This window comes from Streptomyces sp. NPDC048290, assembly GCF_040652095.1.
GTDB lineage: Bacteria > Actinomycetota > Actinomycetes > Streptomycetales > Streptomycetaceae > Streptomyces.
Genome location: NZ_JBEZLM010000003.1, coordinates 1 through 25,720 on the forward strand (window position 1 = coordinate 1; position 25,720 = coordinate 25,720).

18 protein-coding genes and 1 pseudogene are annotated in these 25,720 nt (G+C 73.0%); 10 read left to right on the forward strand and 9 right to left on the reverse strand.

Annotation, left to right across the window (positions count from 1 at the left end; translation table 11 throughout):
* The 5 genes and pseudogenes from AB0D49_RS04860 to AB0D49_RS04880 all read left to right on the forward strand — a co-directional run.
* Positions 1-95: pseudogene (locus tag AB0D49_RS04860) on the forward strand (monooxygenase); the annotation flags it as partial.
* Positions 96-379: 284 nt separating this feature from the next.
* Positions 380-2,419, forward strand: a complete 2,040-nt coding sequence (locus tag AB0D49_RS04865; RefSeq protein ID WP_362752023.1) for an alkaline phosphatase family protein — start codon at positions 380-382, stop codon at positions 2,417-2,419.
* 227 nt (positions 2,420-2,646) lie between these two features.
* Complete coding sequence (locus tag AB0D49_RS04870) at positions 2,647-3,708, forward strand: MoxR family ATPase (RefSeq protein WP_362750816.1); 1,062 nt, start codon at positions 2,647-2,649, stop codon at positions 3,706-3,708.
* 62 nt (positions 3,709-3,770) lie between these two features.
* Entirely contained in the window at positions 3,771-5,507 is a 1,737-nt protein-coding gene (locus AB0D49_RS04875) for a hypothetical protein (RefSeq protein WP_362752026.1), read from the forward strand.
* Positions 5,508-5,605: 98 nt separating this feature from the next.
* On the forward strand, positions 5,606-6,031 hold the full coding sequence (locus AB0D49_RS04880) for an OsmC family protein (protein WP_362750819.1): 426 nt from the start codon (positions 5,606-5,608) through the stop codon (positions 6,029-6,031).
* A 149-nt stretch (positions 6,032-6,180) separates the two neighbouring features.
* Here the strand turns inward: AB0D49_RS04880 and narI are convergent, their stop codons facing one another.
* From narI to AB0D49_RS04905, 5 genes are all read right to left on the reverse strand, one after another.
* Positions 6,181-6,897 carry a respiratory nitrate reductase subunit gamma gene (narI, locus tag AB0D49_RS04885; protein ID WP_362750822.1) on the reverse strand — a complete coding sequence of 239 codons (717 nt, stop codon included), beginning with the start codon at positions 6,895-6,897 and terminating at the stop codon, positions 6,181-6,183.
* Positions 6,894-7,391, reverse strand: coding sequence for a nitrate reductase molybdenum cofactor assembly chaperone (gene narJ, locus AB0D49_RS04890; protein WP_362750825.1), 498 nt, complete (start codon positions 7,389-7,391; stop codon positions 6,894-6,896). Before narJ ends, narI begins: the two co-directional genes overlap by 4 nt.
* Positions 7,391-9,004: a nitrate reductase subunit beta gene (narH, locus tag AB0D49_RS04895; RefSeq protein WP_362750828.1), complete on the reverse strand. Its 1,614-nt coding sequence runs from the start codon at positions 9,002-9,004 to the stop codon at positions 7,391-7,393. The genes narJ and narH overlap by 1 nt, the downstream gene beginning before the upstream one ends.
* Positions 9,004-12,660 (reverse strand): nitrate reductase subunit alpha, encoded by a 3,657-nt coding sequence (locus AB0D49_RS04900; RefSeq protein WP_362750831.1) that lies wholly within the window; start codon positions 12,658-12,660, stop codon positions 9,004-9,006. The genes narH and AB0D49_RS04900 overlap by 1 nt, the downstream gene beginning before the upstream one ends.
* Before the next feature lie 115 nt (positions 12,661-12,775).
* A complete protein-coding gene (locus AB0D49_RS04905) occupies positions 12,776-13,639 on the reverse strand; it encodes a helix-turn-helix transcriptional regulator (RefSeq protein ID WP_362750834.1) in 864 nt (287 codons plus the stop codon).
* Positions 13,640-13,925: 286 nt separating this feature from the next.
* Here AB0D49_RS04905 and AB0D49_RS04910 point away from each other — a divergent pair, with 286 nt between their 5' ends.
* On the forward strand, positions 13,926-14,351 hold the full coding sequence (locus AB0D49_RS04910) for a hypothetical protein (protein ID WP_362750837.1): 426 nt from the start codon (positions 13,926-13,928) through the stop codon (positions 14,349-14,351).
* Here AB0D49_RS04910 and AB0D49_RS04915 read toward each other — a convergent pair.
* Positions 14,333-15,154, reverse strand: a complete 822-nt coding sequence (locus AB0D49_RS04915; protein WP_362750840.1) for a helix-turn-helix transcriptional regulator — start codon at positions 15,152-15,154, stop codon at positions 14,333-14,335. The genes AB0D49_RS04910 and AB0D49_RS04915 overlap by 19 nt on opposite strands.
* 213 nt (positions 15,155-15,367) lie before the next feature.
* Between AB0D49_RS04915 and AB0D49_RS04920 the strand changes: the two genes are divergently transcribed.
* From AB0D49_RS04920 to AB0D49_RS04930, 3 genes are all read left to right on the forward strand, one after another.
* Positions 15,368-15,673, forward strand: a complete 306-nt coding sequence (locus AB0D49_RS04920) for a 4a-hydroxytetrahydrobiopterin dehydratase (protein WP_362750843.1) — start codon at positions 15,368-15,370, stop codon at positions 15,671-15,673.
* 7 nt (positions 15,674-15,680) lie between these two features.
* Positions 15,681-16,421, forward strand: coding sequence for a class I SAM-dependent methyltransferase (locus AB0D49_RS04925; protein WP_362750846.1), 741 nt, complete (start codon positions 15,681-15,683; stop codon positions 16,419-16,421).
* 92 nt (positions 16,422-16,513) lie between these two features.
* Positions 16,514-17,422 carry a methyltransferase gene (locus tag AB0D49_RS04930; protein WP_362750849.1) on the forward strand — a complete coding sequence of 303 codons (909 nt, stop codon included), beginning with the start codon at positions 16,514-16,516 and terminating at the stop codon, positions 17,420-17,422.
* 282 nt (positions 17,423-17,704) lie between these two features.
* Here the strand turns inward: AB0D49_RS04930 and AB0D49_RS04935 are convergent, their stop codons facing one another.
* The gene (locus tag AB0D49_RS04935) at positions 17,705-19,315 is read right to left on the reverse strand and encodes a glycosyltransferase family 39 protein (protein ID WP_362750852.1); all 1,611 of its coding nucleotides are present in this window, start codon (positions 19,313-19,315) and stop codon (positions 17,705-17,707) included.
* Between the two features lie 15 nt (positions 19,316-19,330).
* Between AB0D49_RS04935 and AB0D49_RS04940 the strand changes: the two genes are divergently transcribed.
* Positions 19,331-22,696 carry a hypothetical protein gene (locus tag AB0D49_RS04940; protein WP_362750855.1) on the forward strand — a complete coding sequence of 1,122 codons (3,366 nt, stop codon included), beginning with the start codon at positions 19,331-19,333 and terminating at the stop codon, positions 22,694-22,696.
* 14 nt (positions 22,697-22,710) lie between these two features.
* Here the strand turns inward: AB0D49_RS04940 and AB0D49_RS04945 are convergent, their stop codons facing one another.
* Both AB0D49_RS04945 and AB0D49_RS04950 read right to left on the reverse strand, forming a co-directional pair.
* Positions 22,711-23,544, reverse strand: coding sequence for an aldo/keto reductase (locus AB0D49_RS04945; protein WP_362750858.1), 834 nt, complete (start codon positions 23,542-23,544; stop codon positions 22,711-22,713).
* A gap of 107 nt (positions 23,545-23,651) precedes the next feature.
* Positions 23,652-25,478, reverse strand: a complete 1,827-nt coding sequence (locus AB0D49_RS04950) for an AMP-dependent synthetase/ligase (RefSeq protein ID WP_362750861.1) — start codon at positions 25,476-25,478, stop codon at positions 23,652-23,654.
* Positions 25,479-25,720 lie beyond the last annotated feature (242 nt).

The following is a 25,720-nucleotide window of genomic DNA, read 5'->3' on the forward strand; positions in this document are numbered from 1 at the left end:
TGGCCGCCGCCCGTCCCGAGGACGTGCTGCGCCATGACGTCCACCACCTCGCCGAGCCGCTGCCCGCCCACCACCGCGGCCGGGTCGGGCTGGTCCATGCCCACAGCCGGCTACGACGGTCAGTGACCGTCCCTGTACTCCCTGTACTCCCTGTACTCCCTGTACTCCCTGTACTCCCTGTACTCCCTGTACTCGCGCGCCCGTTGCCGGTGACGAATCGATTCCCCCCGGCGTTGTGACAGGCTGGAGCACAGGCCCGCGTCCCGAACCGCGGGCCGGGACGTGAGGTGCGGGGAACGTGCGCGGTGGTCGTCGTTGGCGGACGGTGCTGAGCCAGCTGGGGCGCAGCGCCACCGTGTGGGCGGTGAGCACGCTCACCATGCTGATCCTCGCCGGTGCCCTGCCCGACTTCCAGCTCCAGTCCGCCGACGGCGACAGCGCCACCCGGATCGCGATCACCGCCGCCCTCGGCGCGGGGGGCTTCGGACTGCTCTCGGCGCTGGTGTGGCCGCTGATGGTCCGCTTCCTGCTGCTGGTGCCCGCCCTGGTCCTCGGCCTGCTGGTGTTCTTCCTCAACGGGGCGCTGCTCCTGATCGCGCTGCGCCTGAACCCGGCCGCGCGCGGTGACGCCTCCCCGGAGACCGCCGTGGTCGTCGCCGCCGTGATGTCCGCGGTGGCCTCCGCGACCGGCGCCGCGCTCGCCGTCCGGGACGACGACGCCTACCGGCGCCGTCTGTACCGGCTCGCCGACCGCCGCCGCAGAACCCCGCTGCCCGGCCCCGTCACCCACGGCACGGTCTTCCTCCAGCTCGACGGCGTCGGCCACGACGTGCTGGAGGCCGCCGTCGCCAAGGGCCTCATGCCCACCGCCGCCCGCTGGCTCGGCACCCGGGGCGACGGCGCCGCCACCCACCGGCTCACCCCCTGGCGCACCGACTGGTCCAGCCAGACCGGCGCCAGCCAGCTCGGCATCCTGCACGGCAGCACCTTCGACGTGCCCGCCTTCCGCTGGTACGAGAAGGACCAGCGCGAAATCATGGTCTGCAACCGGCCGACCAGCGCCGCCGCCCTCCAGCGCCGGGCCGTCGAGCGCACCGGCGACGGCGGGCTGCTCACCGCCGACGGCGCCAGCCGGGGCAACCTCTTCAGCGGCGGCGCCGACGAACAGGCCCTGGTGCTGTCCATCGCCGCCCGGCGCCGCAGCCGCGAGCACCGCTCCCGCTCCGGCTACTTCGCCTACTTCTCCGACCCCGCCAACGCCGTACGCACCGCGCTGTCCTTCGGCGCCGAGGTCGGCCGGGAGATCGGCCAGTCCACCCGGGCCCGGCTGCGCAAGGACCGCCCCCGGGTCTCGCGCGGCGGCCTCTACCCCCTGATCCGCGCCTTCGCCACCGTCGTCGAACGCGATGTCGTGGTGGCCGCCGTGATGGGCGACATCCTCGCCGGACGCACCGCCGTCTACGCGGACCTCGTGGCCTACGACGAGGTGGCGCACCACTCCGGACCGCACAGCCGGGACGCCGAGAAGGTGCTCGCCCGGCTCGACCGCTCGCTCGCGCTGATCGAGAAGTGCGCCGAGCACGCGCCGCGCCCGTACCGGATCGTGGTGCTGTCCGACCATGGGCAGAGCCCCGGTGAGACCTTCCGCGCCCGCTACGGGCTCACCCTCGGCGATCTGGTGCGGGCCGGGTGCGGGCTGCCCGTGCCGCGCCGGGCCGGGCGCACCCGCAGCGGCGCCGAGGCCCGCACCGCCGTACGGGCCGCGCTGCGCCGCCCCGTGGAGGAGGGCGGCGAGCACCACCGCCCGTCCCGCCGCTCCGAGCCGATCGTGCTCGCCTCCGGCAACCTCGGGCTGGTCTCCTTCCCGGACGTCCCGCACCGGATGACCAAGGAGGAGATCGACGCCCGCCACCCGGCGCTGCTGCCGACCCTCGCCAACCATCCCGGCGTCGGCTTCCTGCTGGTGCGCAGCGCCGAGCACGGGGGTGTGGTGCTGGGCGCCTACGGGGCCCAGATCCCGGTCGCGGAGCTGGCCGACGGGGCGCGCGGACCGCTCGCCCCGTTCGGCAGGGGCGCCGCCGACGCCGTACGGCGCACGCATTCCTTCCCGCACACCGCCGACATCATGGTCAACTCCTTCCACGACCCGGCCGACGGGGAGGTGCTGGCGTTCGAGGAGCAGATCGGGTCCCATGGCGGGCTCGGCGGCTGCCAGGGCAAGCCGTTCCTGCTGTCCCCGCTCGCGCTGTCCGAGCCGGTCGCGGGCGGGGGCGACCTGGTGGGCGCGGAGCGGGTGCACCGGGTGCTGCGGCGCTGGCTGCGCGAGTGCCATGGGCCGCAGGTGCCGCTCACGGCGGGGATCGCCGGTGCCGAGGAGGCCGGGGACACCGACGGCACGGAGCCGGTCGCCGCCCCGTAGACCCGTCCCAGGGGCCCGCTCCCGAACACCGGTCCCATGCGCCCGTTTCGCGGACCGGCCCCCTGGACCCGCCTCCGCCGCCGCCCCGTAAATCAGGGTGCGCGGGCGCCCTCGCTCCACGCACACTGATCACACCGCGAAGCACCTCGCACCGCGCCTTCCGCGCGCCGACGTCCGCGTCCACCCACCCCCCAGTCGCTCGCCCCGATCCCTCCAGGAGCCCCTTCTTGCAGGCCGCCGTCTCCGTCACGCCCGCCCGGATACCCGAACTCCTGCTCGGTCTCGCGACCGTGCGGCCGGTGTTCCTGTGGGGCGCGCCCGGCATCGGGAAGTCCTCCCTGGTACGGGAGTTCGCCCAGTCCCTGGGCCTGGAGTGTGTGAGCCTGCTCGGCACCCAGCTCGCCCCGGAGGACCTGATCGGCGTGCCGCAGATCCGCGACGGCCGCTCGGTGTTCTGCCCGCCCGCCACCATCGCCCGCGACGAGCCGTACTGCCTCTTCCTGGACGAGCTGAACGCGGCCACGCCGGACGTCCAGAAGGCGTTCTACTCGCTGATCCTTGACCGCCGCATCGGTGACTACGAACTGCCCGCCGGTTCCCTGGTGATCGGCGCCGGGAACCGCGCCACCGACAACGCGCTGGCCCGCCCCATCGCCTCCGCCCTGGTCAACCGGCTCGCCCATGTCCACCTGGAGGTCTCCCCGAAGGACTGGCTGCGCTGGGCGGCGGGCAACGGCATCCACCCCTGGGTGCAGGACCATCTCACCGACCGGCCCGACCATCTGTGGTCCCGGCCGCCCAAGACCGAGGAGCCGTTCTCCACGCCCCGCTCCTGGCACATGCTCTCCGACGCCCTGCACTCCTTCGGCCCCGACCTGGACGAGGAGACCCTCGCCGTGCTCGCCCACGGGATGCTCACCCCGGCCCACGCCGGCGCGTTCTGCGGCTATGTCAAGGTCGTGCGCAGCCGGTTCGGGATCGAGGCGATCGTCCGGGGCGACGCCCGCTGGCCGCACCGGATCCAGGACCGCGATCTGCTGTACTACCTCGCCGACTCGTTCCGTGGCCGCCTCGTCAAGGAACTGCCGGTCAGCAAGGAGCACATGTCGGCGGCCGGGCGGCAGACCGCGCACCGCGCCAAGTCGCTGCTGGTGCAGCTCGCCGAGATCTCCGTCGAGGTCGCCCAGACCGTCATCGCCGCCGACCCCGACGGCAACCCGGTGCTGCCGTCCTGGTTCCTGATCGAGGCCGCCCGGGACATGCCCCGGCTGGTGGAGGCCCGCAAGTGAGCCGGGCCCGCACCGCCGGGCAGCGCAGACGGGAGATCGCGGGCGAGGCGTTCGCCGCGGGGATGCGGCTGGTGACGGCCAACCCCGCGCTCAAGGCCCTCGACTTCAGCACCTGCCGTACCGAGCAGTGCGAACTGGCCCCGCGCGAGGGCCTGGTCCGTGTCGACTCCGAGGGCGTGCTGCACTCCCACCCCGACCGGCTCGCCGACCCCCGCGACTGGGCCTGGGCGATCGCGCACGCCGCCATCCACCTCGGCTTCGGGCATGTCCCCGCCGACAGGGGGCCGCGCGAGCAGCCCGACCGGGCCAACCTCGCCGCCCGCTGCGCCGTCGTCAATCGCTTCCTGCTCACCTTCCCGGTCGGCCGCACCCCCGAGGAACTGCCCGGCAGTTACCCCGACGGCGACGAGGAGCGCCTCGCCGCCCGCTGGCGCCGCGACGGCCCCCCGGCGGCGTACGCCCGGCTGGGCACCGCCGGTACCGAACCGGACCTGCTGCTGGTCCCCTGGAACGGCTGGTACGGACACCAGCCGCCGGACTGGCAGCTCGCCTTCGCCGACGCCCTCACCCGCACCATGTCCGCCACCCTGGACCTCGCCGGAGGCCGCCGCGACAGCCTGGACGGCGACCTCGCCCCGCGCCGCCCCTGGGAGCGCGCCCTCAGCTGGTTCGTCTCCTCCTACCCGCTGCTCGGTGGCATCGCCTCCGGCATCAAACTGATCGCCGACCCCGAACTCGCCCGCGCCCACGGCATCTCCGTCGCCGCCGTCAACGCCGAGGCCGGGGAGATCTACGTCAATCCGCACCGGCACCTGGACGACGAGGAGTGGCGGTTCGTCCTCGCCCACGAGATGCTGCACGCCGCCCTGCGCCACGGCGACCGCTGCGGCACCCGCGACCCGTATCTCTTCAATGTGGCCGCCGACTATGTCATCAACGGCTGGCTCGCCGAGATGCAGGTCGGCGCCATGCCCGAGGGCCTGCTGCACGACCCCGCGCTGACCGGGCTGTCCGCCGAGGAGGTCTACGACCGGATCGCCGGGGACCTGCGCCGGATGCGGCGGCTGTCCACCCTGCGCGGCAAGGGCGTCGGCGACATCCTCGGCGGTCCGCTGGGCGCCCCCGGCGCCTATGTCGACCTGGACGAGTTCTACCGGCGCGGCCTCACCCACGGGCTCGAACTCCACGGCAGCCAGGAGCGCGGGTATCTGCCCGGCGGGCTGATCGAGGAGATCCGGGCGCTCAGCCAGCCCCCGCTGCCCTGGGACGCCCGGCTCGCCCGCTGGTTCGACGAGTTCGTGCCCCGCCCCGAGCCGGTCCGCTCCTACGCCCGGCCCTCCCGCCGCCAGTCCGCGACCCCCGACATCCCGCGCGCCGGACGGTACTTCCCGCCCGAGGAGATCGCGCGCTGCACCTTCGGTGTGGTCCTGGACACCTCCGGCTCCATGGACCGCACCCTGCTCGGCAAGGCGCTCGGCGCCATCGCCTCCTACGCCGCCGCGCGGGACGTCCCGGCCGCCCGGGTCGTGTTCTGCGACGCGGCCCCGCACGACGCCGGGTATCTGCCCGTCACGGAGATCGCCGGACGGGTGAAGGTGCGCGGTCGCGGGGGCACGGTCCTCCAGCCCGGCATCGATCTCCTGCATCGCGCCGACGACTTCCCGGCCACGGCTCCGGTGCTGGTCATCACCGACGGCTGGTGCGATGTGCTGCGGGTGCGGCGCGAGCACGCCTATCTGATCCCTCAAGGTGCCCGGCTGCCGTTCACCGCCCGAGGGCCGGTGTTTCGCGTGCGGTGAGCCGGAATGTGATCGGATAGGGGGCGCGGTACGCCGGTCGGGCGGACCGCCCGCAGTAACGCAGCCCGTCTGCGAGTCGTATCGCGAAAGGAAACACCGTGGCCACCACGCGCTCCGCACACACCGTCTGGGACGGCAACCTCCTCGCCGGCAGCGGCGTCGTCACCTTCGACTCCTCCGGCATCGGCGAGTACCCGGTGTCGTGGCCGTCGCGCGCCGAGGCGGCGAACGGCAAGACCAGCCCGGAGGAGCTGATCGCCGCCGCGCACTCCAGCTGCTTCTCCATGGCGCTCTCGCACGGTCTGGCCGGGGCGGGGACGCCTCCCACCCGGCTCACCACCTCGGCGGACGTCACGTTCCAGCCGGGTACGGGGATCACCGGGATTCATCTCACCGTCGCCGGTAAGGTGCCGGGGATCGATGAGGAGGCGTTCGTCGCGGCGGCGGAGAATGCCAAGGCGAACTGTCCTGTCAGCCAGGCGCTGGCGGGGACGACGATCACGCTGTCGGCGAAGCTGGCGTGAGGTCTTTCGCAGCGTAGGTTGCGTGCCGCATCCCTTGTTTGCTGGGGGTGCGGCATTGCTGTTTTTTGGGGCGGAGGGAGTGGGGCGGGTGCGGGTCGTGGGGGGCTAGCCGCGTAGTTCCTCCTCCAGAGGGGGTATCCCCAGCGCCCCTAAGGGGTTTCCCAGCCTCGGCGTTGTGAGCGGGACGCCAGTTGCTTCGGGTCTCGGGTTCTGTACACCACATACGGGCGGAACACGTAGCCGATCGGGGCGCTGAACATGTGGACCAGTCTGGTGTACGGGATCAGGGCGATCAGGAGGAGGCCGATGACCGCGTGGACCTGGTAGAGGGTCGGGACGCTGGTCATGAGGGTCGTGGCGGGTTGGAGGGTGAACAGGGAGCGGGCCCAGGGGGCGATCGTGGCGCGGTAGTCGTAGCCGTCGCCGGACGCGTGGGTGAGTTTGGCGACCATGCCCATGATGATCGCGGCCAGCAGGACCGCGTACATGAGCTTGTCGTTCCTGGTGGTGGCGCGGAAGACCGGTGCCTTGGTGCGGCGGCGGTACAGGAGCAGGGCGATGCCGGCGACCGCGAGGGAGCCCGCGATGGTGCCGGGGATCAGGGAGATCAGGTGGTAGCCGTGCTCGCTGATGCCGAGGGCGGTCGTCCAGGACGCCGGGATGAACAGGCCGATCAGATGGCCGGCGAGGACGAAGAGGAGACCGTAGTGGAAGAGCGGGGAGGCGATGTTCAGGAGCCGGGACTCGTAGATCTGGGACGAGCGGCTGGTCCAGCCGTACTTGTCGTAGCGGTAGCGCCAGATCAGGCCCGCGATCAGGAGGGCGGCGGCGACGTAGGGCAGGACGCCCCAGAGCAGGACGGTCATGGGCGGGCTCCGGTGCGGGTGCTGGTCGGCAGGGCCGCGCACACGGCGTCCAGGACACGGGCGTACGGAGTGCCGAAGGCGGTGAGGCGGGTGCGGAGCTGGTCCAGCGCGGGCCGGTGTTCGACCAGGAGGTCGGTGCGGCCGGTGCGGGCGGTGAACTCCAGGACCGCCGGGAGGAAGTCGGGCAGTTCCTCGCCGGTCAGTTCCAGGCCGTGGGCGCGGTAGACCTCCTTGAAGCGGACCAGGGACATGCCGCGCCGCCGGGTGTCGCCGTCCTGCCACCAGCTCAGATACAGACTGTGCCGGTTCTTGAAGTCGAAGACCTGGACGTAGTGCGCGGCCAGTTCCCCGGCGGGCGTGACGGCCGCGTGGTCCACGAACTCCCGCAGTTGCGGGGCCGCCTCGCGCAGCAGCGGCAGCCGGGCCCGGAAGTCGTCGTCGGGGTAGGTGAGGCAGAGCGCGGCGGCCTGGTACAGCGTGGCGTCCGAGGGCATCAGGACTCCCGCGGGTCGGCGTCGGCGTCGTCGGCGTCGGTGGTCTGGCGGTGGCGCAGGGCGTGGAAGTTCTCCACCGGCATCAGGGGCAGCAGCTTGCGGCCGGAGTCCTGGCCGAACGGCCCGTCGGCGCCCATGCCGGGGCCGCCCTCGTAGTCGAGGCTGCATCCGCCGGGCAGCGCGGACTCCTCCAGGCGGCGGGCGTCGCCGACGGCGGCGGTCGGGATCACGTACCGCTCGTCGTACTTGGCGATGGCCAGCAGCCGGTACATCCGCTCGACGGCGTCCGGGTCCATGCCGACGGCCGCCGCGATCGACGGGTCCGGGGCGTCGTCCAGATTGACCGCCCGCATATGGGCGCGCATCGCGGCGAGCTTGTCGAGGGCGGCGCGGACGGGGGCGGTGTCCCCGGCGGTGAACAGCTCCGCCAGATACTCCAGGGGGATGCGCAGGGTGTCGATCGCGCCGAACAGGTTGTCCAGGTCCTCCCCGTCGTGGCCGGTGCCGGACAGCGCCTCCACCACCGGGGACAGCGGCGGGATGTACCAGACCATGGGCAGCGTGCGGTACTCCGGGTGCAGTGGCAGGGCGACCCTGAACTCGCTGATCAGGGTGTGTACGGGGGAGCGGCGGGCCGCCTCGATCCAGTCGTGCGGGATGCCCGCCTCCTCCGCCGCCCGCCGCACCTCAGGGTCGTGCGGGTCGAGGAAGACCCCGAGCTGGGCCTCGTACAGGTCCTTCTCGTCGGGGACGGACGCCGCCGCCGTCACCTTGTCGGCGTCGTAGAGGACCACGCCGAGATAGCGCAGCCGGCCCACGCAGGTCTCCGAGCAGACCGTCGGCAGCCCGACCTCGATACGCGGGTAGCACAGCGTGCACTTCTCGGCCTTGCCGGTGCGATGGTTGAAGTAGACCTTCTTGTACGGGCAGCCCGTCACACACATCCGCCAGCCCCGGCAGCCGTCCTGGTCGACCAGGACGATGCCGTCCTCCGCGCGCTTGTACATGGCGCCGGACGGACAGGAGGCCACACAGGACGGGTTGAGACAGTGCTCGCAGATCCGGGGGAGGTAGAACATGAAGGTCTGCTCGAACTCGAAGCGGATCTTGTCGGAGACCTGCTGCCGGGTCCGCTCCACCATCGGGTCGAGATCGCCGTAGGCGGGGGCGCCCGCGAGATTGTCGTCCCAGTTGGCGGACCAGCCGATCTTCATCGGCTTGCCGTCGAGCTGGGAGACCGGGCGGGCCACCGGGTAGTCGTCGCCGAGCGGGGCGTCGGTGAGATTGCGGTACTCGTAGGTCCAGGGCTCGTAGTAGTCCTTGATCTCCGGCAGCCGGGGGTTGGAGAAGATCCCGGCGAGCTTGCGGAACCGGCCGCCCGCCTTGAGTTTCAGCGCGCCCCGGCGGTTCAGCTCCCAGCCGCCGCGCCACCGCTCCTGGTCCTCGTAGCGGCGGGGATAGCCCTGCCCGGGGCGGGTCTCCACATTGTTGAACCAGACGTACTCCATGCCCCGGCGGTTGGTCCACGCCTGTTTGCAGGTGACCGAGCAGGTGTGGCAGCCGATGCACTTGTCGAGGTTCATCACCATCGCGATCTGGGCCATGGGACGCATCAGTACTCGACCTCCTGGGCCCGGCGGCGGATCACCGTGACCTCGTCGCGCTGGCTGCCCGTCGGGCCCAGGTAGTTGAACGCCCAGGAGAGCTGGGCGTAGCCGCCGATCAGATGGGTCGGCTTGAGGACCAGCCGGGTCAGGGAGTTGTGGATACCGCCGCGCATCCCGGTCGTCTCGGTCTTCGGGACGGCGACCGTGCGTTCCTGCGCGTGATGCATGTACACCGTCCCGGCCGGCATCCGGTGCGAGACGACCGCGCGGGCCACCACCACCCCGTTGCGGTTGACCGCCTCGATCCAGTCGTCGTCCGCGACCCCGATCGCGTCGGCGTCCTGCGGGGACATCCAGATGTTCTGGCCGCCCCGGGACAGCGCCAGCATGAAAAGGTTGTCCTGGTACTCGGAGTGGATCGACCACTTGTTGTGCGGGGTGAGATAGCGGACCGTCACCTCCCGCTGTCCGTCCGGGCCGAGCCGGGGTTCGCCGAACAGCCGGTGCATGTCCAGCGGCGGCCGGTACACCGGCAGCCCCTCGCCCAGTTCGTGCATCCAGTCGTGGTCCAGGAAGAACTGCTGCCGCCCGGTGAGCGTGTGCCACGGCTTGAGCTGCTCGGTGTTCTGGGTGAACGCCGTGTACCGGCGGCCCCCGGACTCACTGCCGGACCACTCCGGCGAGGTGATCACCGGCACCGGCGCCGCCTGGGTGTCGGCATACGTGATCCGCCGGCCCTCGTGCTCGGCGGCGAGCTGCGCCATCGGCTTCCCGGTCCGGGCCTCAAGGGCGTGGAAGCCCTGCGCGGCGAGCCGTCCGTTGGTGGTGCCGGACAGCGCGAGGACCGCGTCGCACGCCTTGACGGCGGTGTCCAGCGCCGGACGCCCCTGGAACCCGGTGCCGTTCTGCTCCCGCAGCCACGCCACCTCCTCGTCCGGGTGGAAGGCGATGCCCTTCACGGGCAGCCCCAGCTCCTCCACCAGCGGGCCCAGCGCGCTGAACTTGGCGCCGATCGCCGTGTAGTCCCGCTCCACCACCACCAGGTTCGGCAGGGTCCTGCCGGGCACGGGGTCGCACTCGCCGCGCTTCCAGTCCCGTACCACCCCGCCGGGCTGGGCGGTCTCGCCCGGGGTGTCGTGCTGGAGCGGGGCCGCCACCAGGTCCTTGCGGACCCCGAGATGACCGGCGGCCAGCTCGCTCAGCCGCTCCGCGAGCGCCTTGAACGCGTCGAAGTCGGTACGGGCCTGCCAGGGCGGGTCCACGGCCGGAGTGAAGGCGTGCACGAAGGGATGCATGTCCGTGGAGGACAGATCGTGCTTCTCGTACCAGGTCGCGGCGGGCAGTACGACATCGGAGAGCAGGGTGGAGGAGGTCTGGCGGAAGTCCAGCGACAGCAGCAGATCGAGCTTGCCCTCGGGAGCCTCGTCCCGCCACACCACATCGCGCGGACGCTCCTCGGGGGCGGCCTCCTCGGCGTTCAGTGAGGAGTGGGTGCCCAGCAGATGCCGGGTGAAGTACTCGGCGCCCTTCGCCGACGACCCCAGCAGATTGGCCCGCCACAGCGTCAGGATGCGCGGCCAGTTCTCCGGCGCGTCCGGGTCCTCGCAGGCGAACCGCAGGGTCCCGGCGCGCAGCTCGGCCACCGCCTTCGCCACCGGGTCGCCGAACGCCTCGCCCAGCTCCAGCGGACTGCGGTCGAACGTCGGATACGACGGCATCCAGCCCGCCCGCGCCGACAGCGCCAGACAGTCCGCGCCGGTCATCCCCGCGAACCGGCCCTCCCCGACCGGCGAGGCCAGCACATCCGCCCGGAACCGGTCGTAGCGCCACTGGTCGGTATGGAGGAACCAGTACGCGGAGCCGATCATCTGGCGCGGCGGACGCGACCAGTCCGAGGCCGCCGCCAGCGTCGCCCAGCCCGCGAACGGACGGCACTTCTCCTGCCCCACGTAGTGCGCCCAGCCGCCGCCGTTGCGGCCCTGGCAGCCGGTCAGCTGGAGCAGCGCCAGAAACGCCCGGTAGATGGTCTCGGAGTGGAACCAGTGGTTGGTCCCGGCGCCCATCAGGATCATGCAGCGGCCCTTGGACCGCTCGGCGGTCCGCGCGAACTCCCGCGCGATCCGCACACACCGCGCGGCCGGGACGGAGGTGTGCGTCTGCTGCCACGCCGGGGTACCCGGCGCGTCCGCGTCCTCGTACGACTGTGGCCAGTCGCCCGGCAGTCCCGGACGGGAGACCCCGTACTGGGCGAGCAGCAGATCGTAGACCGTGGTGACCAGCTCGCCGCCGGGCAGCCGCAGTGCCGGGACGCCCCGGCGCAGTACCCCGCCCTCGCCCTGGCCGAGGTCGAAGCGGGGCAGCAGCACCTCGGTGCCGTCGCCCTCCGCGTACAGGCTGAGCTGGGGGACGAGTGCGCCCAGGTCCAGGTTCCAGCGGCCCTCACCGGACTGGGTCCAGCGGAAGCCCAGCGAGCCGCCGGGCACCTGGGGGCGGCCGGTGACGGTGTCGTAGACACATGTCTTCCACTCCGCGCCCTCCTCCCGGTCCCCGAGGTCGGCGGCGCGCAGGAACTTCCCCGGGACGTACGCCCCGTCCTTCTCCCGGAGCGTCACCAGGAACGGCAGATCGGTGTACCGGCGGACGTACTCGCGGAAGAACGGGGTCTCGCGGTCGACGAAGAACTCCTTCAGCACCACATGCCCCATCGCCAGGGCCAGCGCCCCGTCCGTGCCGGGGTGCGGATGCAGCCACTCGTCGGCGAACTTGGCGTTGTCCGCGTAGTCCGGGGCGACCACCACGACCTTCTGGCCCCGGTAGCGGGCCTCCGCCATCCAGTGCGCGTCCGGGGTACGGGTCACCGGGACGTTCGAGCCCCACATGATCAGATAGGCCGCGTCCCACCAGTCGCCCGACTCCGGTACGTCCGTCTGGTCGCCGAACACCTGCGGCGAGGCGACCGGCAGATCCGCGTACCAGTCGTAGAACGACAGCATCGGGGCGCCGATCAGGGAGTGGAAGCGGGCGCCCGCCGCGTGCGACACGATCGACATCGCCGGGATCGGGGAGAATCCGGCAATCCGGTCCGGGCCGTACGTCTTGATGGTGTGGACATGGGCGGCGGCCACGATCTCCACCGCCTCCTCCCAGGTGGCCCGCACCAGCCCGCCCTTGCCGCGCGCCCGCTGGTAGCGCGCCCGGCGCTCCGGGTCGGACTGGAGGTCCGCCCAGGCCAGCACCGGGTCACCGAGGCGCTCCTTCGCCTCCCGGTACAGCTCCAGCAGGACACCTCGGACGTAGGGATAGCGGACCCGGGTGGGGGAGTAGGTGTACCAGGAGAACGCGGCCCCGCGCGGACAGCCGCGCGGCTCGTACTCGGGGCGGTCCGGGCCCACACTCGGGTAGTCCGTCTGCTGTGTCTCCCAGGTGATGATCCCGTCCTTGACGTACACCTTCCAGCGGCAGGAGCCCGTGCAGTTCACCCCGTGGGTGGAGTTCACCACCTTGTCGTGGCTCCACCGGTCCCGGTAGAACGCGTCCGCCTCCCGGCCCCCGGCCAGACCGATGCTGTGCAGATCGGGAGCGGGCGTGCCGGGCCGGAAGTAGCGGCCGAGCCGCAGCAGCGCCGCGTCCGGCTCGGTGGGCGGTACCCGGGTGTCGGTCACGGCAGCTCCCTCACTCGCCAGTGGTTTTGAACCTAGGGGCGAGCTGGGGTGAGCACCCGTCCACGGGGCCCGTACGGGTCAGCCCGGGGGCCGTGGAGAAGCGGGGCGGAGGTAGTTACTGGCGGTCGCGGTACTCGCGCAGGATGTCCTTGGTCCGCTGCACCGACGCCGCGTGCGCGGTCAGATGGTCCAGCACCTCCAGATGCGCCGAGACCTCCTCCCGCGAGTCCAGGTACAGCGCACCCGTCAGATACTCCGTGAACACCATGTCCGGCAGCTCCGGCTCGGTGAACCGGAACAGCGAGAACGGGGCGTACGTCCCCGGGTGCGGGCCCGCCGCGAACTCGGCGACCTGGAGCGTGACCCGCCCCGAGTCGGCGAACTCCAGCAGCCGCTCCAACTGCTCCCGCATCACCGAGGCGTGCTCGGACACCGGGCGCACCAGCACCGTCTCGTCCATGATCACCCACAGCCGGGGCGGATTCGGGTCCTGGAGCAGCTTCTGCCGGGTCATCCGCAGCGACACATGGCGCTCCACGGTCTCCGGACCGTCCTGCCCTATCGTGCCCGCCTCCAGCACGGCCCGCGCGTAGTCCTCGGTCTGGAGCAGCCCCGGCACGAAATGCGGCTCGTAGGAGCGGATCATCCCGGCCGCGCCCTCCAGCGAGACATACAGGCTGAACCAGTCCGGCAGCACATCGTGGAACCGCTGCCACCAGCCCGGCTCGTTCGCCTCCTCGGCCAGCGTCACGAACGCCCCGGCCTCGTCCCCGGGCACCCCGTACGTCTCCAGCAGCACCTGCACGTACGGGATCTTCAGCGACACCTCGGCCATCTCCATCCGGCGTACGGTCGCCGGGGCCACCCGAAGGACCCGGGCCGCCTGCTCACGCCGCAGACCGGCCGCCTCCCGCAGTTCCTGAAGCCGCTTGCCGAGCACCACCTGGCCGACGGTCGGCGCGGGCCGCCGCTCACTCACGCCACGCCTCCCCTACGCGCCGAAAGAACCTGAGCAGTGTGTCATGTCCCGGTGGCCGAATCACCCGTGTGACGGGAGATGCTCGCCACCCTGTACGAATCAATGGAGCGTGCTGTAACGGCTGTTGACCTTCCCCACACCCGCCCATTACCTCACGCGTAATCGACCCCCGCCAGGGGGCGGGAGATCGTAGGGGCACCGGGTTCCGGGGCGGCGCACTCCGCTCCGGCACCCGGGCCTCCCGCCGCAGTTCCGGCGCCTCCACCTCGACGAAGGGTGACCAGCCATGTCCGCCACCACGCTCGCCGCACTCGCCCGCACCTCCGAGCCGAACGCCGTGCTGCGCCGCTTCCTCGCCCTGGACGCGGTGGTCACCGGGACCAACGGCGTCGCCTATCTGGCCGCCTCAGGACCCCTCGGCCGGTTCCTCGGAGTCGACTCCGGGCTGCTGCTCACCCTTGGCGCGATCCTGACGGCGTACGGCGTCGCCGTAGGGGTCGTCGCGGGCCGGGCCCGCCCGGCGGCCCTGGGCGTGCGGGCCGTGGTGGAGGTCAATCTCGCCTGGACCGCGCTCAGCCTCATCGCGCTGGTGCTGTGGCTGAGCCCGAGCACCGCCGGTGCCGTGTGGACCGTGCTCCAGGCGCTCACCGTGGGCGGTTTCGCCGCGCTCCAGTGGGCGGCGCTGCGCAACCGTCAGGCCAGCAGCGAGTGAAGGTACTTGACCGTCGCCGGGTCGGCCGGGAGCAGCGTCTCGATGGCCAGCTCGGCGACCGTCACATCCATCGGCGTGTTGAACGTCGAGATCGACGACACGAACGACAGCAGATGCCCGTCGTGCTCCAGCAGCATCGGCAGCGCGATGTACGGCACGGCCGGTTCCGGCTCCGCGCCGGGCGGGCGCTCCGGCACCGGGTAGGCGGCGACCTCGTCGTACAGCTCGCGCAGCGCCCGGGAGCGGCGCAGCGCGATCTGGCCCTCCATCTGGTGCAGCAGATGCCCCCGCCACTCCGGCAGATTGCGGATGCGCGGGGCGAGCCCCTCCGGGTGCAGCGTGATCCGTACGGCGTTCACCGGCGGGGTCAGCAGATGCTCCGGCAGCCCGTCCAGGATCATCGCGATGCCCCGGTTGGCCGCCACCACCGTGTAGTGGGCGTCCACCACCAGCGCCGGATATGGCTCGAAGCCCTGGATCAGCCGCTCGATGCCCTCCCGCAGCGGGCCCATCGCCGGGTCGTCCAGCGGGGTCTCGGCGAACCGGGGGGCGTAACCGGCGGCCAGCAGCAGCGCGTTGCGCTCCCGCACCGGCACCTCCAGGTGCTCCGCCAGCCGCAGCACCATCTCCTCGCTCGGCCGGGAGCGCCCCGTCTCGATGAAGCTGATGTGCCGGGCCGACGAATCCGCCCGCAGCGCCAGCTCCAACTGGCTCACCCGCCGCTCCTCCCGCCAGGCCCGCAGCAGCGGACCGACGCCCCGGCCTGCGGCGGTGTCGGTCGGGGAGACGGGGTGCGTGGTCATGACCCCGACGGTAGCCGAGGGGGCGGGCGGGGACGAGTGAGTAAGCGCCGTACTGCGTCGGCGGGGCCCGAGCCGCCGTCCGGGTGCTGTGGCACGCTGAAGTGGAGGGCCTTCCACGGGAGCCTTGCCCTGGGGGCCGTCCACGGGCTCTGTCCACCAGGGCCCTTCCACGGGGCCCGTCCACGAGGGCCCTTCCATGGAGGGAGTTCGCTCATGGGCGCCGAAGCGCTGTCATCGCAGGACGTCACGGCCCGGCTCGCGGCACTGCCCGGCTGGACCCGGGACGGCGACCGCATCGGCCGCATCTACCGGCTCGCCTCGCATCTCGCCGCCACCGCGCTGGTGGTGCACATCGCCCAGGTGCAGGAGGAGCTGAACCACCACTCCGACCTCACCCTCGGCTACAACACGGTGGCCCTTTCGGTGCACACCCACAGCGCGGGCGGCGCGCTCACCGGCAAGGACTTCGAGCTGGCCGAGCGGGTCGAGGCACTGGCCCCCGCGCACGGCGCCGAGTGAGCCCGCCGTGCTCGACTACCGGCGCGAGGCCGCCCGGTACGACGCGCTGCGCGGCGGGGAGCCCCGGGCCGAGGCGGCTGCCGAGGGCGTACTGAGCCTGGTGCCGCCGGACGCGCGCCGACTGCTCGACGTGGGCTGCGGCACCGGGATCGTCACCCGGCGGCTGGCCGCCGCGCGGCCCGCGACCCGGGTGACCGGCGCCGACCTCACTCCCGAGATGGCCCGGCACGCCGCGGACCGGCTGCCCGGCGCGGTGGTCCTCGCGGACAGCCGGCGACTGCCGTTCCGGGACGGGACGTTCGACGCGGTGAGCAGTGTGTGGCTGCTGCATCTGCTGGCCGGTCCGGCGGACGTCGCCGCCGTCGTCGCCGAGTGCGCCCGGGTGCTGCGGCCCGGCGGGGTGTACGTCACCACCGTCGACAAGGCCGCCGCGCACAACGTGGGCAGTGACATCGACGCCGTCCTCGCGACCCGGCCGCCCACCCCGGCCCATGACACCGCCGACGCGGTGGCCCGGCACGCCGCCGCGCGGGGGCTGGTCCCGGCGGGCGGGACCCGGTTCGCCGGGCGCGGCCAGGGGCGCAGTCCGCGGCGGGCGGTCACCGATCTGCGGCGCGGCTGGTTCATGACCCTGCCGCCGGGCGACCCACGGGCCGACGGCTACGCCGAGCGGCTCGCCGCGCTGCCGGACCAGGACCGGGACCGGCCGGACCCGTGGTTCACGCTCCGCGCGTTCCGGCGGGGGTAGGAGGCCGGGGTTTGCCGGTTCGGCAAGGGTATTTGCTTGTCCGGGGAGCGGGGGGCACGCTGACGGGACCCCGAGGCGAGGAGACGGAAGCGATGGGTCACGGCGAGCACGGTCACGGTGATGGGCAGGGGCATGGGTATGGGCATGGGCATGATCACGGTGACATCGACTGGAGTGCGATGGCTCCGCTCCTGGAGGCGCAGGCCGAGCTGTTCGCGCCCCTCAACGAGCGGGCGGTGGCCTGGCTGGGCAAGCGGCAGACCGCGCCGGGGCTGATCGTCGACGCGGGCAGCGGACCGGGTGTCGTGGCCTGTCTGTTCGCCGAGACGTTCCCCGGCGCCCGCGTGGTCGCCGTCGACAGCGCCGGGCCGCTGCTGGAGCGGGCGGCTGCGCGGGCGGCCCGGCTGGGGGTCGCCGACCGGTTCGGCACGCTCACCGGGGACCTCCCGGACGTTCTCGGCGACCTCGACTATCCGGTCGATCTGCTCTGGGCCAGCCGTAGCCTGCACCATCTCGGGGACCAGCGGGCGGCGCTCGCCGCGTTCGCCGCGCGGCTCGCGCCCGGGGGGACGCTCGCGCTGATGGAGGGCGGGTTGCCGATCCGCTTCCTCCCCCGTGAGCTGGGCATCGGGCGGGCGGGACTCCAGGCCCGGCTTGACGCGCTGCACGAGGAGCAGTTCACCGCGATGCGCTCCGCGTTGGACGGGGTGGTGACGGAGGTCGAGGACTGGCCCGCGTTGCTGACCGCGGCGGGGTTGAAGCCGACGGGGACTCGGAGTTTTCTGCTGGATCTGCCCGCGCCTGTGCCGGAGCGGGGGCGGGCCTATGTCGCCGCGGCGCTCGGGCGGTTGCGGGAGGGGCTTGCCGAGCGGCTCGATCGGACGGATCGGGAGACGTTGGATCGGTTGTTGGACCCTGAGGATCCGGCGAGTGTTCATCGGCGGGCGGATGTGTTCGTGCTGGCGGCTCAGACGGTGTATACGGCGACGCGGGTGTTGTAGGGGCGGGGTGGTGGGGGTGCGGTGGGTTTGATGTGTGCCGTGGGTTCTTGTGCCGTGCGCGGTTCCCCGCGCCCCTGGGGGTGATGGTGGGGCGGGGTTCGATGTGTGCCGTGGGATTCCTGGTCGTGCGCGGTTCCCCGCGCCCCTGACATTGGTGGGGCGGAGTTGGATGTGTGCCGTGGGTTCACCTGCCGTGCGCGGTTCCCCGCGCCCCTGGGGGGCTGGGGCCCCGTCCCTGGAGGGCCCGGCGCCGGCTCTGGAGGGCCCGGCGCCGGCTCTGCTTCAGCATTTGCCCCGGTGGGCGTACAGCTCTACCCGTGCGCCCCGTAGGTCCCACTCGGCGCAGCGTTCGAATGACGTTGCCAAGGTGGTGCGTTTGATGTGTTCTGTTGGGGTTTGGTCCTGGGGCTGGTCCGGGGGGTCGGTCACGGCGAGGATGCGGGGGGTCGCGACCATGCGGGCGCGGATCGTGTCCGGGTCCGTCTCCGTGCCGTAGAGGGTGTGCGAGGCGGACGGGGACTCCGCCAGGGCCAGGTCCTGGAGGGTGGCCACGGAGGACGGGTCGGCCAGGGTCCAGACGCGGCGGCGGCCGGGGAGATAGACGATCCCGTCGGCGTCCTGCCCGGCCGCGCGGAGCGTCTGCCCGATCGCCGAGAGGTCGTCGAGACGGCTCTCCGGGGTGCGCAGGTGCAGGGAGTACGGGAGGAGGGCGAGGACGGCCGCCCCCGCCGCCAGCAGCACCCGGGGGCGGGCCCGGCCCAGGACCGCGCCCAGCAGCAGGGCCCCGCCCGCGTTGGCGTACAGCACGTACCGGTCGACGTACAGCGGCTTGGCGAGGGAGGTGAGGAGGAGGATCGCCGGGGGGAGCGTCAAGAGGGGGAGGGCGAGTCGGGGGAGGGGGATCAGGGGCCGCGTGGTCTCCGGGTGCTGGCGGCGCAGCCACATCGCGCAGGCCAGGCCCGCCGCCGACATCCCGGCGAAGCCCGCCACCGCGCCCGCCTTGATCCCGCCGATCCATCCCACCTGCTCCGACTGTCCGACGCTCAGCAGCGCCAGCGGGGCGAGCAGCGCGCAGACCGGCAGGGCGGCCCACAGCCAGGTCCGGCGGTGCCGGGCGGGTAGCGCCAGCGCGTGTGCCGGAAGGGCCAGTACCGCGAACTCGTGCAGCAGACAGGCCAGCAGCATCAGCGTCGCGTATCCGGTCCAGACCCGGCGGGTGTCCGATTCCACGGCCCGGAGCAGCACATACGTCGCTCCGATCACCAGCGCGCAGACGAGCGTGTACGACCTGCCCTCCTGTGCGTAGCGCTGGGTCTGGGGGAGCAGGGCGAGGACCAGGCCGGCCGCCAGGCCCGCGCGCGGGCCCGCCAGGCGCAGGCCCAGCAGGGCCAGCAGGCCGCAGGCGACGGCCGCCGCCAGCACCGACGGCAGCCGCATCACCAGGACCGGGTCGGCGTCGCCGGTCAGCCGGAACAGGGCGTGCGTCAGCAGGTAGTACAGGCCGTGCACGGCGTCCGCGTTCCCGAGGGTCGCCCACAGCTGCGGCAGCTCACGGTGGGCCATGTCGTACGTCACCGCCTCGTCCCGCCACAGGGCGCCGCCGCGCCGGACGCCCCACAGGCCGAGGGCGAGGGAGAGCGCGGCCGGGAGGAGGACGGTGACCCGGTGGGGGGTGGTGCCCGGTGGGGTGCCGGTGGGGCGGGGGGTGCTGGTGCGGGGGTGGTGCAGCGTGGCGATGGCGGGCTCCTGGGCGTGCGGTCGACGGGGTCGGATGCCGAGTCCAGGCGCCGGACGGTTGATGGGCAGCCCCCTTCGGGAGCGCCGATCAATCGCGACGGGCGGGTTGTTAGCGTGGGAACGGCCGGTGAGCCGCCGATGAGGGGCCGACGACACACGGGGGGCCGGGGGATGGGCCGCAAGGAGAAACCGCTCGATCCGACCGAGGGCGCGATCCCGAGGTTCGCCTTCGAGCTGCGCAAGCTGCGCGAGGAGGCGGGCGCCCCGACCTACCGGGCGATGGCGGCGGGCGCGGGCTACTCAGGACCCACCCTGTCCGCCGCGGCGGCCGGGGAGCGGCTGCCGACGCTGCCGGTGCTGCTCGCGTATGTCGCGGCGTGCGGCGGGGACGCCGCCGACTGGACCGCGCGCTGGCGGGCCGCCCTCACCGAGTCCGCCGAGGTGTCGGCCCCCGACGACGACACCGACAGCCCCTACCCGGGTCTCGCCCGCTTCGGCACCGGGGACGGCGACCGCTTCCACGGGCGCGAGGCACTCGTCGGCGAACTGCTCGCCCTGGTCGCCCGGCGCCGGGTCACGGCGGTGGTCGGGGCGTCCGGCAGCGGCAAGTCCTCGCTGCTGCGGGCGGGACTGGTCCCGGCCCTGCGCGGCACGGCACCGGCGCCCCCCTTCCGCGCCGCCGCCCTCCGGGTCGTCACCCCCGGCGCCCACCCCGCCCGTACCCACGCCGAGCGCTTCGCCCCGCATCCCGGCGACGGCGACACCCTGCTGGTGGTCGACCAGTTCGAGGAGACGTTCGCGCTGTGCCGGGACCCGGCGGAACGGGAACGGTTCGTCGCCCTGCTGCTCTCCGCGCTGGACCCGGCGAACCGGCTGCGGGTCCTGATCGCCGTACGCGCCGACTTCTACGGGCGGTGTGCCGAGCACGGGCCGCTGGCCGCCGCGCTGCGTGACTCCACCCTGCTGGTCGGGCCCATGGAACCGGCGCAGCTGCGGGAGGCCGTGGTGCGGCCCGCCGCGGCCCGGCGGCTGATCGTCGAACGCGCCCTCACCGCCCGGATCGTCGCCGACGTCGAGGGCGAGCCGGGCGGGCTGCCGCTGATGGCCCACGCGCTGCGCGAGGTCTGGCGCCGCCGCACCGGCAAGACCCTCACCCTCGCCGCGTACGAGGCGATCGGCGGGGTCGACGGGGCCGTCGCGCACACCGCCGAGACGCTCTACGCCACACTCGGCCCGGCGGAACGGACCGCCCTGCGGCGCCTCCTGCTGCGGCTGGTCACCCCGGGCGACGGCACCGGCGACACCCGCCGCCCCGTCGACCGGGCCGAACTCGGCGCCGACCCGCTCACCGCCGCCGTCCTGGAACGGCTCGTGCGGGCCCGGCTGCTGACCGTCGACGGCGACACCGTCGACCTGGCCCATGAGGCGCTGCTCGGCGCCTGGCCCCGGCTCGGCGGCTGGCTCACCGAGGACCGCGAACGGCTGCGCGCCCACCGCAGGCTCACCCAGGCCGCCGGGACATGGCACGAACTCGGCCAGGACGACGGCGCCCTGTACCGGGGTGTCCGGCTGGCCGAGGCCCGCGAGCTGTTCGGCGCCCCGTCCGGCGTCGGACCCGCCGAACTGACCGGGCCGGAAGCCGCGTTCCTCGCCGCCAGCGCCGCCGCCGACGAACGGGCCCGGCGGACCGCCACCCGGGCCGCCCGCCGCACCCGCGCCCTGCTGGCCGTCCTCGCCACCCTGCTCTGCCTGGCTGCCGTCGCCGGACTGACCGCCTGGCGGCAGAACGAGGTCAGCGACCGCCGCCAGGACGAGGCGGAGGCCCGCCGGGTCGCCGCGCTCGCCGAGAACCTGCGCTCCGGCGATCCGCGCGCCGCGATGCGGCTCGCGCTGGCCGCCTGGCACACCGCCGATCTGCCCGAGACCCGGCAGGCGCTGCGGTCGGCGGCGGCGCAGAGCGACGAGGACGCCTTCACCCGGCCCGAGGGCGGCTCGCCCTACGACAACGAACCGAGCTGGCTCAGCCGGGACGGGCGGACGCTGACCTATGTGGCGTTCGACGACCGGGTGGTGCGGTGGGACGTGGTGAGCGGGCGGCAGCTCGGGGAGCTGACCCTGCCGGGGGTCACCGACGGAGTCTTCGGCGTCGGACCCGACGGGCGGCTCCTCGCCCACCGGGGCGCGAACGGCCGGGAACTGCTGCTCACCGACCTCGCCGAGGGCACCACCCGCAGCATCACCACCCGGACCGGCAACGACACCGATGTGGCGTTCGGCGCCGACGGGCGCACACTCCTGCTGCGCCGCGAGCTGCCCGGCGCGGACCGGTACGCGCAACTGGAGGTCTGGGACCTGGCCCAGCGGCGGCTGGTGCTCCGCTACGACCAGGGCTCACAGGGCGGACCCAACGCGGTCCCCGGCCCGGCCGGGCGCCGACTGGCCTGGTGCACCCACGACGACGACCGGCTGCACGTCCTCGACACCGCCACCGCCCGGCCCCTGGCCCTCGGCATCCCGCGCCCCACCGCACGCCTCCTGTGCGCCGCCGAGGAGCGGGTCTTCACGCCCGACGGCGACGGCCTCGCCGCGGCCACCACCGAGGGCGTGATCACCTGGGACCTCGCCGAGCGCCGGGAACGGCCCCGGCTGCCGGTCGCGGGCGGGGCACTGGACGTGACGTTCGCCGGGGCGTACGCGCTGGTGTGGGGGACCGGGGCGCTGTCCGTGTGGCGCACCGACACACCCGACCCGCCGGGCGACGCCCCGCGCGAACCGCAGTTCACCCACCCGCTCGCCGGACCGGCCGTCGGCGACTTCCGGCTCGACCTGGCCGCGGGCGTGCTGCGCTACCGCACCGGCGGGCACACCGACGTCGTACGGACCGTGTCCCTCCAGGGGCTGACCGGACCGGACTGGCACCGGGAGCGGGCGGTGACCGGGGAGCCGAGCGACATCGTGGCCGTCGAGCCCGGCGGCGGCAGCGAACTCACCCCCGAGGGCGACCTCGTGGACCGTCGTACCGGACTCTCCCGGCGGGTGGTGTCCGGCGAGGATCTGCTGGCGGCGGCGGCCTTCGGCGACGACTCACGGCTGCTGGCGGTCAGTGACCTACAGGGGCGGCTGACCCTGTGGAACATCCGGCAGGGGCGGCGGCTCGCGGTGCTGCGGCTGACCGACACCACCAATCTGCACCGCCGTGTCATGGCGTTCTCCCCGGACGGCTCCCTGCTCGCGGTGAGCGCCGCCGACGGATCGGTCCTGGTGTGGGAGACGGCGGCGCCGGGACTCGCCCCGGCGGTGCTGCCGGTCGGCGACGGGCCCGTGCGGACCCTGCGGTTCGACGCCGCCGGGCGGCTGCGGATCGGGACGCCCCATCTCACCGGCCGGACGCGGGAGCTGGCGCCCGAGCGGGCCGCCGCCCGGCTCTGCGCACGGGCCGGGGGCGGCCCGGACGAGACGGAGTGGACGGAGAACCTGCCGACCGTGCCGTACCGGGACGTCTGCGCGGACACGGACGTCGACGCCGAAACCGGCTGATCAGGGCGGCCCGGTCAGCCGTTGAACCTGGCCGGGTCCGCCCCCGTCCGCCGGTCCTCGTTCAGCGCGCTGATCGCCGCCAGGTCCTCGGTGTCCAGGGCGAAGTCGAAGACCTCGATGTTCTCCTTGATCCTGGACGGCGTCACGGACTTGGGGATCACCACCGTGCCGAGCTGGAGATGCCAGCGCAGCACGATCTGCGCCGGGCTGCGGTTGTGCTTCTGGCCGATCGCCACGATCGCCGGGACCTCCAGCAGGCCCTTGCCGGAGCCCAGCGGCGACCACGCCTCCGTGGCGATGCCCTGCTCCGCGTGGTACTCGCGGGCCGCGCGCTGCTGGAGCCGAGGATGCAGCTCGATCTGGTCGACGGCCGGGATGACCGACGTCTCGCCGATCAGCCGCTCCAGATGCTCCCGCTCGAAGTTGGACACGCCGATCGCCCGGACCCGGCCGTCGGCGTACAGCTTCTCCAGCGCCTTGTAGGTGTCCAGGTAGCGGTCCCTGGCCGGGGCCGGCCAGTGGATCAGATACAGGTCCAGATGGTCCAGGCCCAGCCGGGCCAGCGAGGCGTCGAACGCCCGCAGGGTGGCGTCGTAACCCTGGTCGCTGTTCCAGACCTTGGTGGTGACGAAGAGTTCGTCACGGGGGATTCCGGAGGCGGCGACCGCTCGTCCGGTGCCCTCCTCGTTGCCGTAGATCGCGGCGGTGTCGATAGAGCGGTATCCGGCCTTCAGCGCGGTGGCCACGGCCTGCTCGGCCTCCGCGTCCGGCACCTGCCACACGCCGAAGCCCAGCTGGGGCATCTCGACGCCGTTGTTGAGGATGATCGGGGGGACCTTGCTGCTCACGCGCTGTCGACCCTTCGAAGTCGTCGTCCGTTGGATGTCCCATGGTCAACGATCACCGGCCCGTCCGCATTCCTGACGGCGGCGAACGACCGGAAACGGCGCACCCCCTACGACCGGTACAGCGCCGCCACCTCCTCGGCGTACGCGCTCTCGATCGCCTTGCGCTTCAGCTTCAGCGACGGGGTGAGCAGCCCGCGCTCCTCGGTGAACGGCTGGGCGAGGATACGGAACGTGCGGATCGACTCGGCCTGGGAGACCAGGGTGTTCGCGGCGACCACCGCGCGCCGCACCTCCGTCTCCAGATCGGGGTCCCGCACGAGCTGTGCCGGGGCGAGCTTGGGTTTGCCGCGCATCTGGAGCCAGTGCGCCACGGCCTCCGGGTCCAGGGTGATCAGCGCGGCGACGAACGGCCGGTCGTCGCCGACCGCCAGGCACTGGCTGATCAGCGGATGGTCCCGGACCCGCTCCTCCAGCGGGGCGGGCGTCACGCTCTTGCCCGCGGAGGTCACCAGGATCTCCTTCTTGCGGCCGGTGAGGGTCAGATAGCCGTCCTCGTCCAGCGCGCCCAGGTCCCCGGTGGCCAGCCAGCCGTCGCGCAGGACCTCGTCGGTGGCCTTGGGGTCGTTCAGATAGCCCTGGAAGACATTGTCGCCGCGCAGCCAGACCTCGCCGTCGTCGGCGATGTGCACGCTCACGCCGGGGATGGGGCGGCCGACCGAGCCGTAGCGGGTGCGGCCGGGCGGGTTGGCGGTGGCGGCGGCCGTCGACTCGGTCAGTCCGTAGCCCTCGTAGATCTGGACGCCCGCGCCCGCGAAGAACAGGCCCAGCCTGCGGTTCATCGCCGAGCCGCCGGACATCGCGGTGCGCAGCCGTCCGCCCAGCGCCGCCCGCACCTTGGCGTACACCAGCTTGTCGAAGACCTGGTGCTGCATCCTGAGCGCGGCCGACGGCCCCGGCCCGACGCCCCAGGCCCGCGCCTCCACCGCGTCGGCGTAGCGCACGGCGACCTCGACGGCCTTGTCGAACGGACCCTCCCGGCCCTCCTGCTCCGCCGAGCGGCGGGCGGCGGCGAACACCTTCTCGAAGATGTACGGCACGGCCAGCATGAACGTGGGCCGGAACACCGCCAGATCGGGCAGCAGGGCGGCGGCGGTCAGCTGCGGCTGGTGCCCGAAGCGCACCCCGTCCCGGATGGCCGCGACCTGCACCATCCGCCCGAAGACATGCGCCAGCGGCAGGAACAGCAGAGTGGCCGTCTCCTCGCCGCGGCGGGCGCGGAACACCGGCTCCCAGTGCGCTCTGACCGTGTCCACCTCGTACATGAAGTTGCCGTGGGTCAGGACACAGCCCCTGGGGCGGCCGGTGGTGCCGGAGGTGTAGACGACGGTGGCCACCGAGTCCGGGGTGACGGCCCGGCGGTGCCGGTGCACCACCTCGTCGTCGATCGCCGCGCCCGCGTCGTACAGCTCACGGACCGCGCCGGTGTCCAGTTGCCACAGTCTGCGCAGCATGGGCAGCCGGTCGATGACGGTGGCGATGGTCATCGCGTGGTCCTCGTGCTCCACCACGGCCGCGGTCACCTCGGCGTCGTAGAGCATCCAGTAGCACTGCTCGGCCGAGGAGGTGGGGTAGACGGGGACGACCTGGGCGCCGACGGTCCACAGGGCGTAGTCGAAGAGGGTCCACTCGTAGCGGGTGCGGGACATGATCGCGACCCGGTCGCCGAACCGCACGCCCTGGGCGAGCAGTCCCTTGGCGAGCGCGAGCACCTCGTCGCGGAAGGCGGCGGCGGTGACCTCACGCCAGCGTCCGCCGTCGTCCTTGCGGCCGAGGGAGATGTGCCGGGGGTCGTCCTGGGCGCGCTGGAACACCACGTCGGCCAGACCGCCCACGGGCGGTGCCGACGCAAGCGGAGGGTTGGTGAACTCGCGCAAACCCGCTCCCCGGTCGCCGTGGCAGCTCCACACAGGGCGTGAAAGCTACCCCACCCCCCGAGGCCCCGGCAGGGGCGCGCGGACCGCTCCGGGCGCTGGTCAGGCCGGGAGAATGGGCGCACATGGGGAAGGGTCGGACAGATATCTGACGGCGGAGTAAGGTTCGGCGCCGTAATCTCCACGGAATCTGTACGACCGGATGACCGTCTCTTGGCGCCGCGCCCTGGCTTCCGGGCGCTGCT

Bases quoted from the DNA above. Each gene is read 5' to 3' on its own strand.
- narH (WP_362750828.1), bottom strand. From the start codon at position 9,004: ATGCGTCCCATGGCCCAGATCGCGATGGTGATGAACCTCGACAAGTGC.
- AB0D49_RS04920 (WP_362750843.1), top strand. From the start codon at position 15,368: ATGGGCGCCGAAGCGCTGTCATCGCAGGACGTCACGGCCCGGCTCGCG.
- narI (WP_362750822.1), bottom strand. From the start codon at position 6,897: ATGACCGTCCTGCTCTGGGGCGTCCTGCCCTACGTCGCCGCCGCCCTC.
- AB0D49_RS04865 (WP_362752023.1), top strand. From the start codon at position 380: ATGCTGATCCTCGCCGGTGCCCTGCCCGACTTCCAGCTCCAGTCCGCC.
- AB0D49_RS04915 (WP_362750840.1), bottom strand. From the start codon at position 15,154: ATGACCACGCACCCCGTCTCCCCGACCGACACCGCCGCAGGCCGGGGC.
- AB0D49_RS04875 (WP_362752026.1), top strand. From the start codon at position 3,771: ATGCGGCTGGTGACGGCCAACCCCGCGCTCAAGGCCCTCGACTTCAGC.
- narJ (WP_362750825.1), bottom strand. From the start codon at position 7,391: ATGCCCTCGGACGCCACGCTGTACCAGGCCGCCGCGCTCTGCCTCACC.
- AB0D49_RS04910 (WP_362750837.1), top strand. From the start codon at position 13,926: ATGTCCGCCACCACGCTCGCCGCACTCGCCCGCACCTCCGAGCCGAAC.
- AB0D49_RS04940 (WP_362750855.1), top strand. From the start codon at position 19,331: ATGGGCCGCAAGGAGAAACCGCTCGATCCGACCGAGGGCGCGATCCCG.
- AB0D49_RS04930 (WP_362750849.1), top strand. From the start codon at position 16,514: ATGGGTCACGGCGAGCACGGTCACGGTGATGGGCAGGGGCATGGGTAT.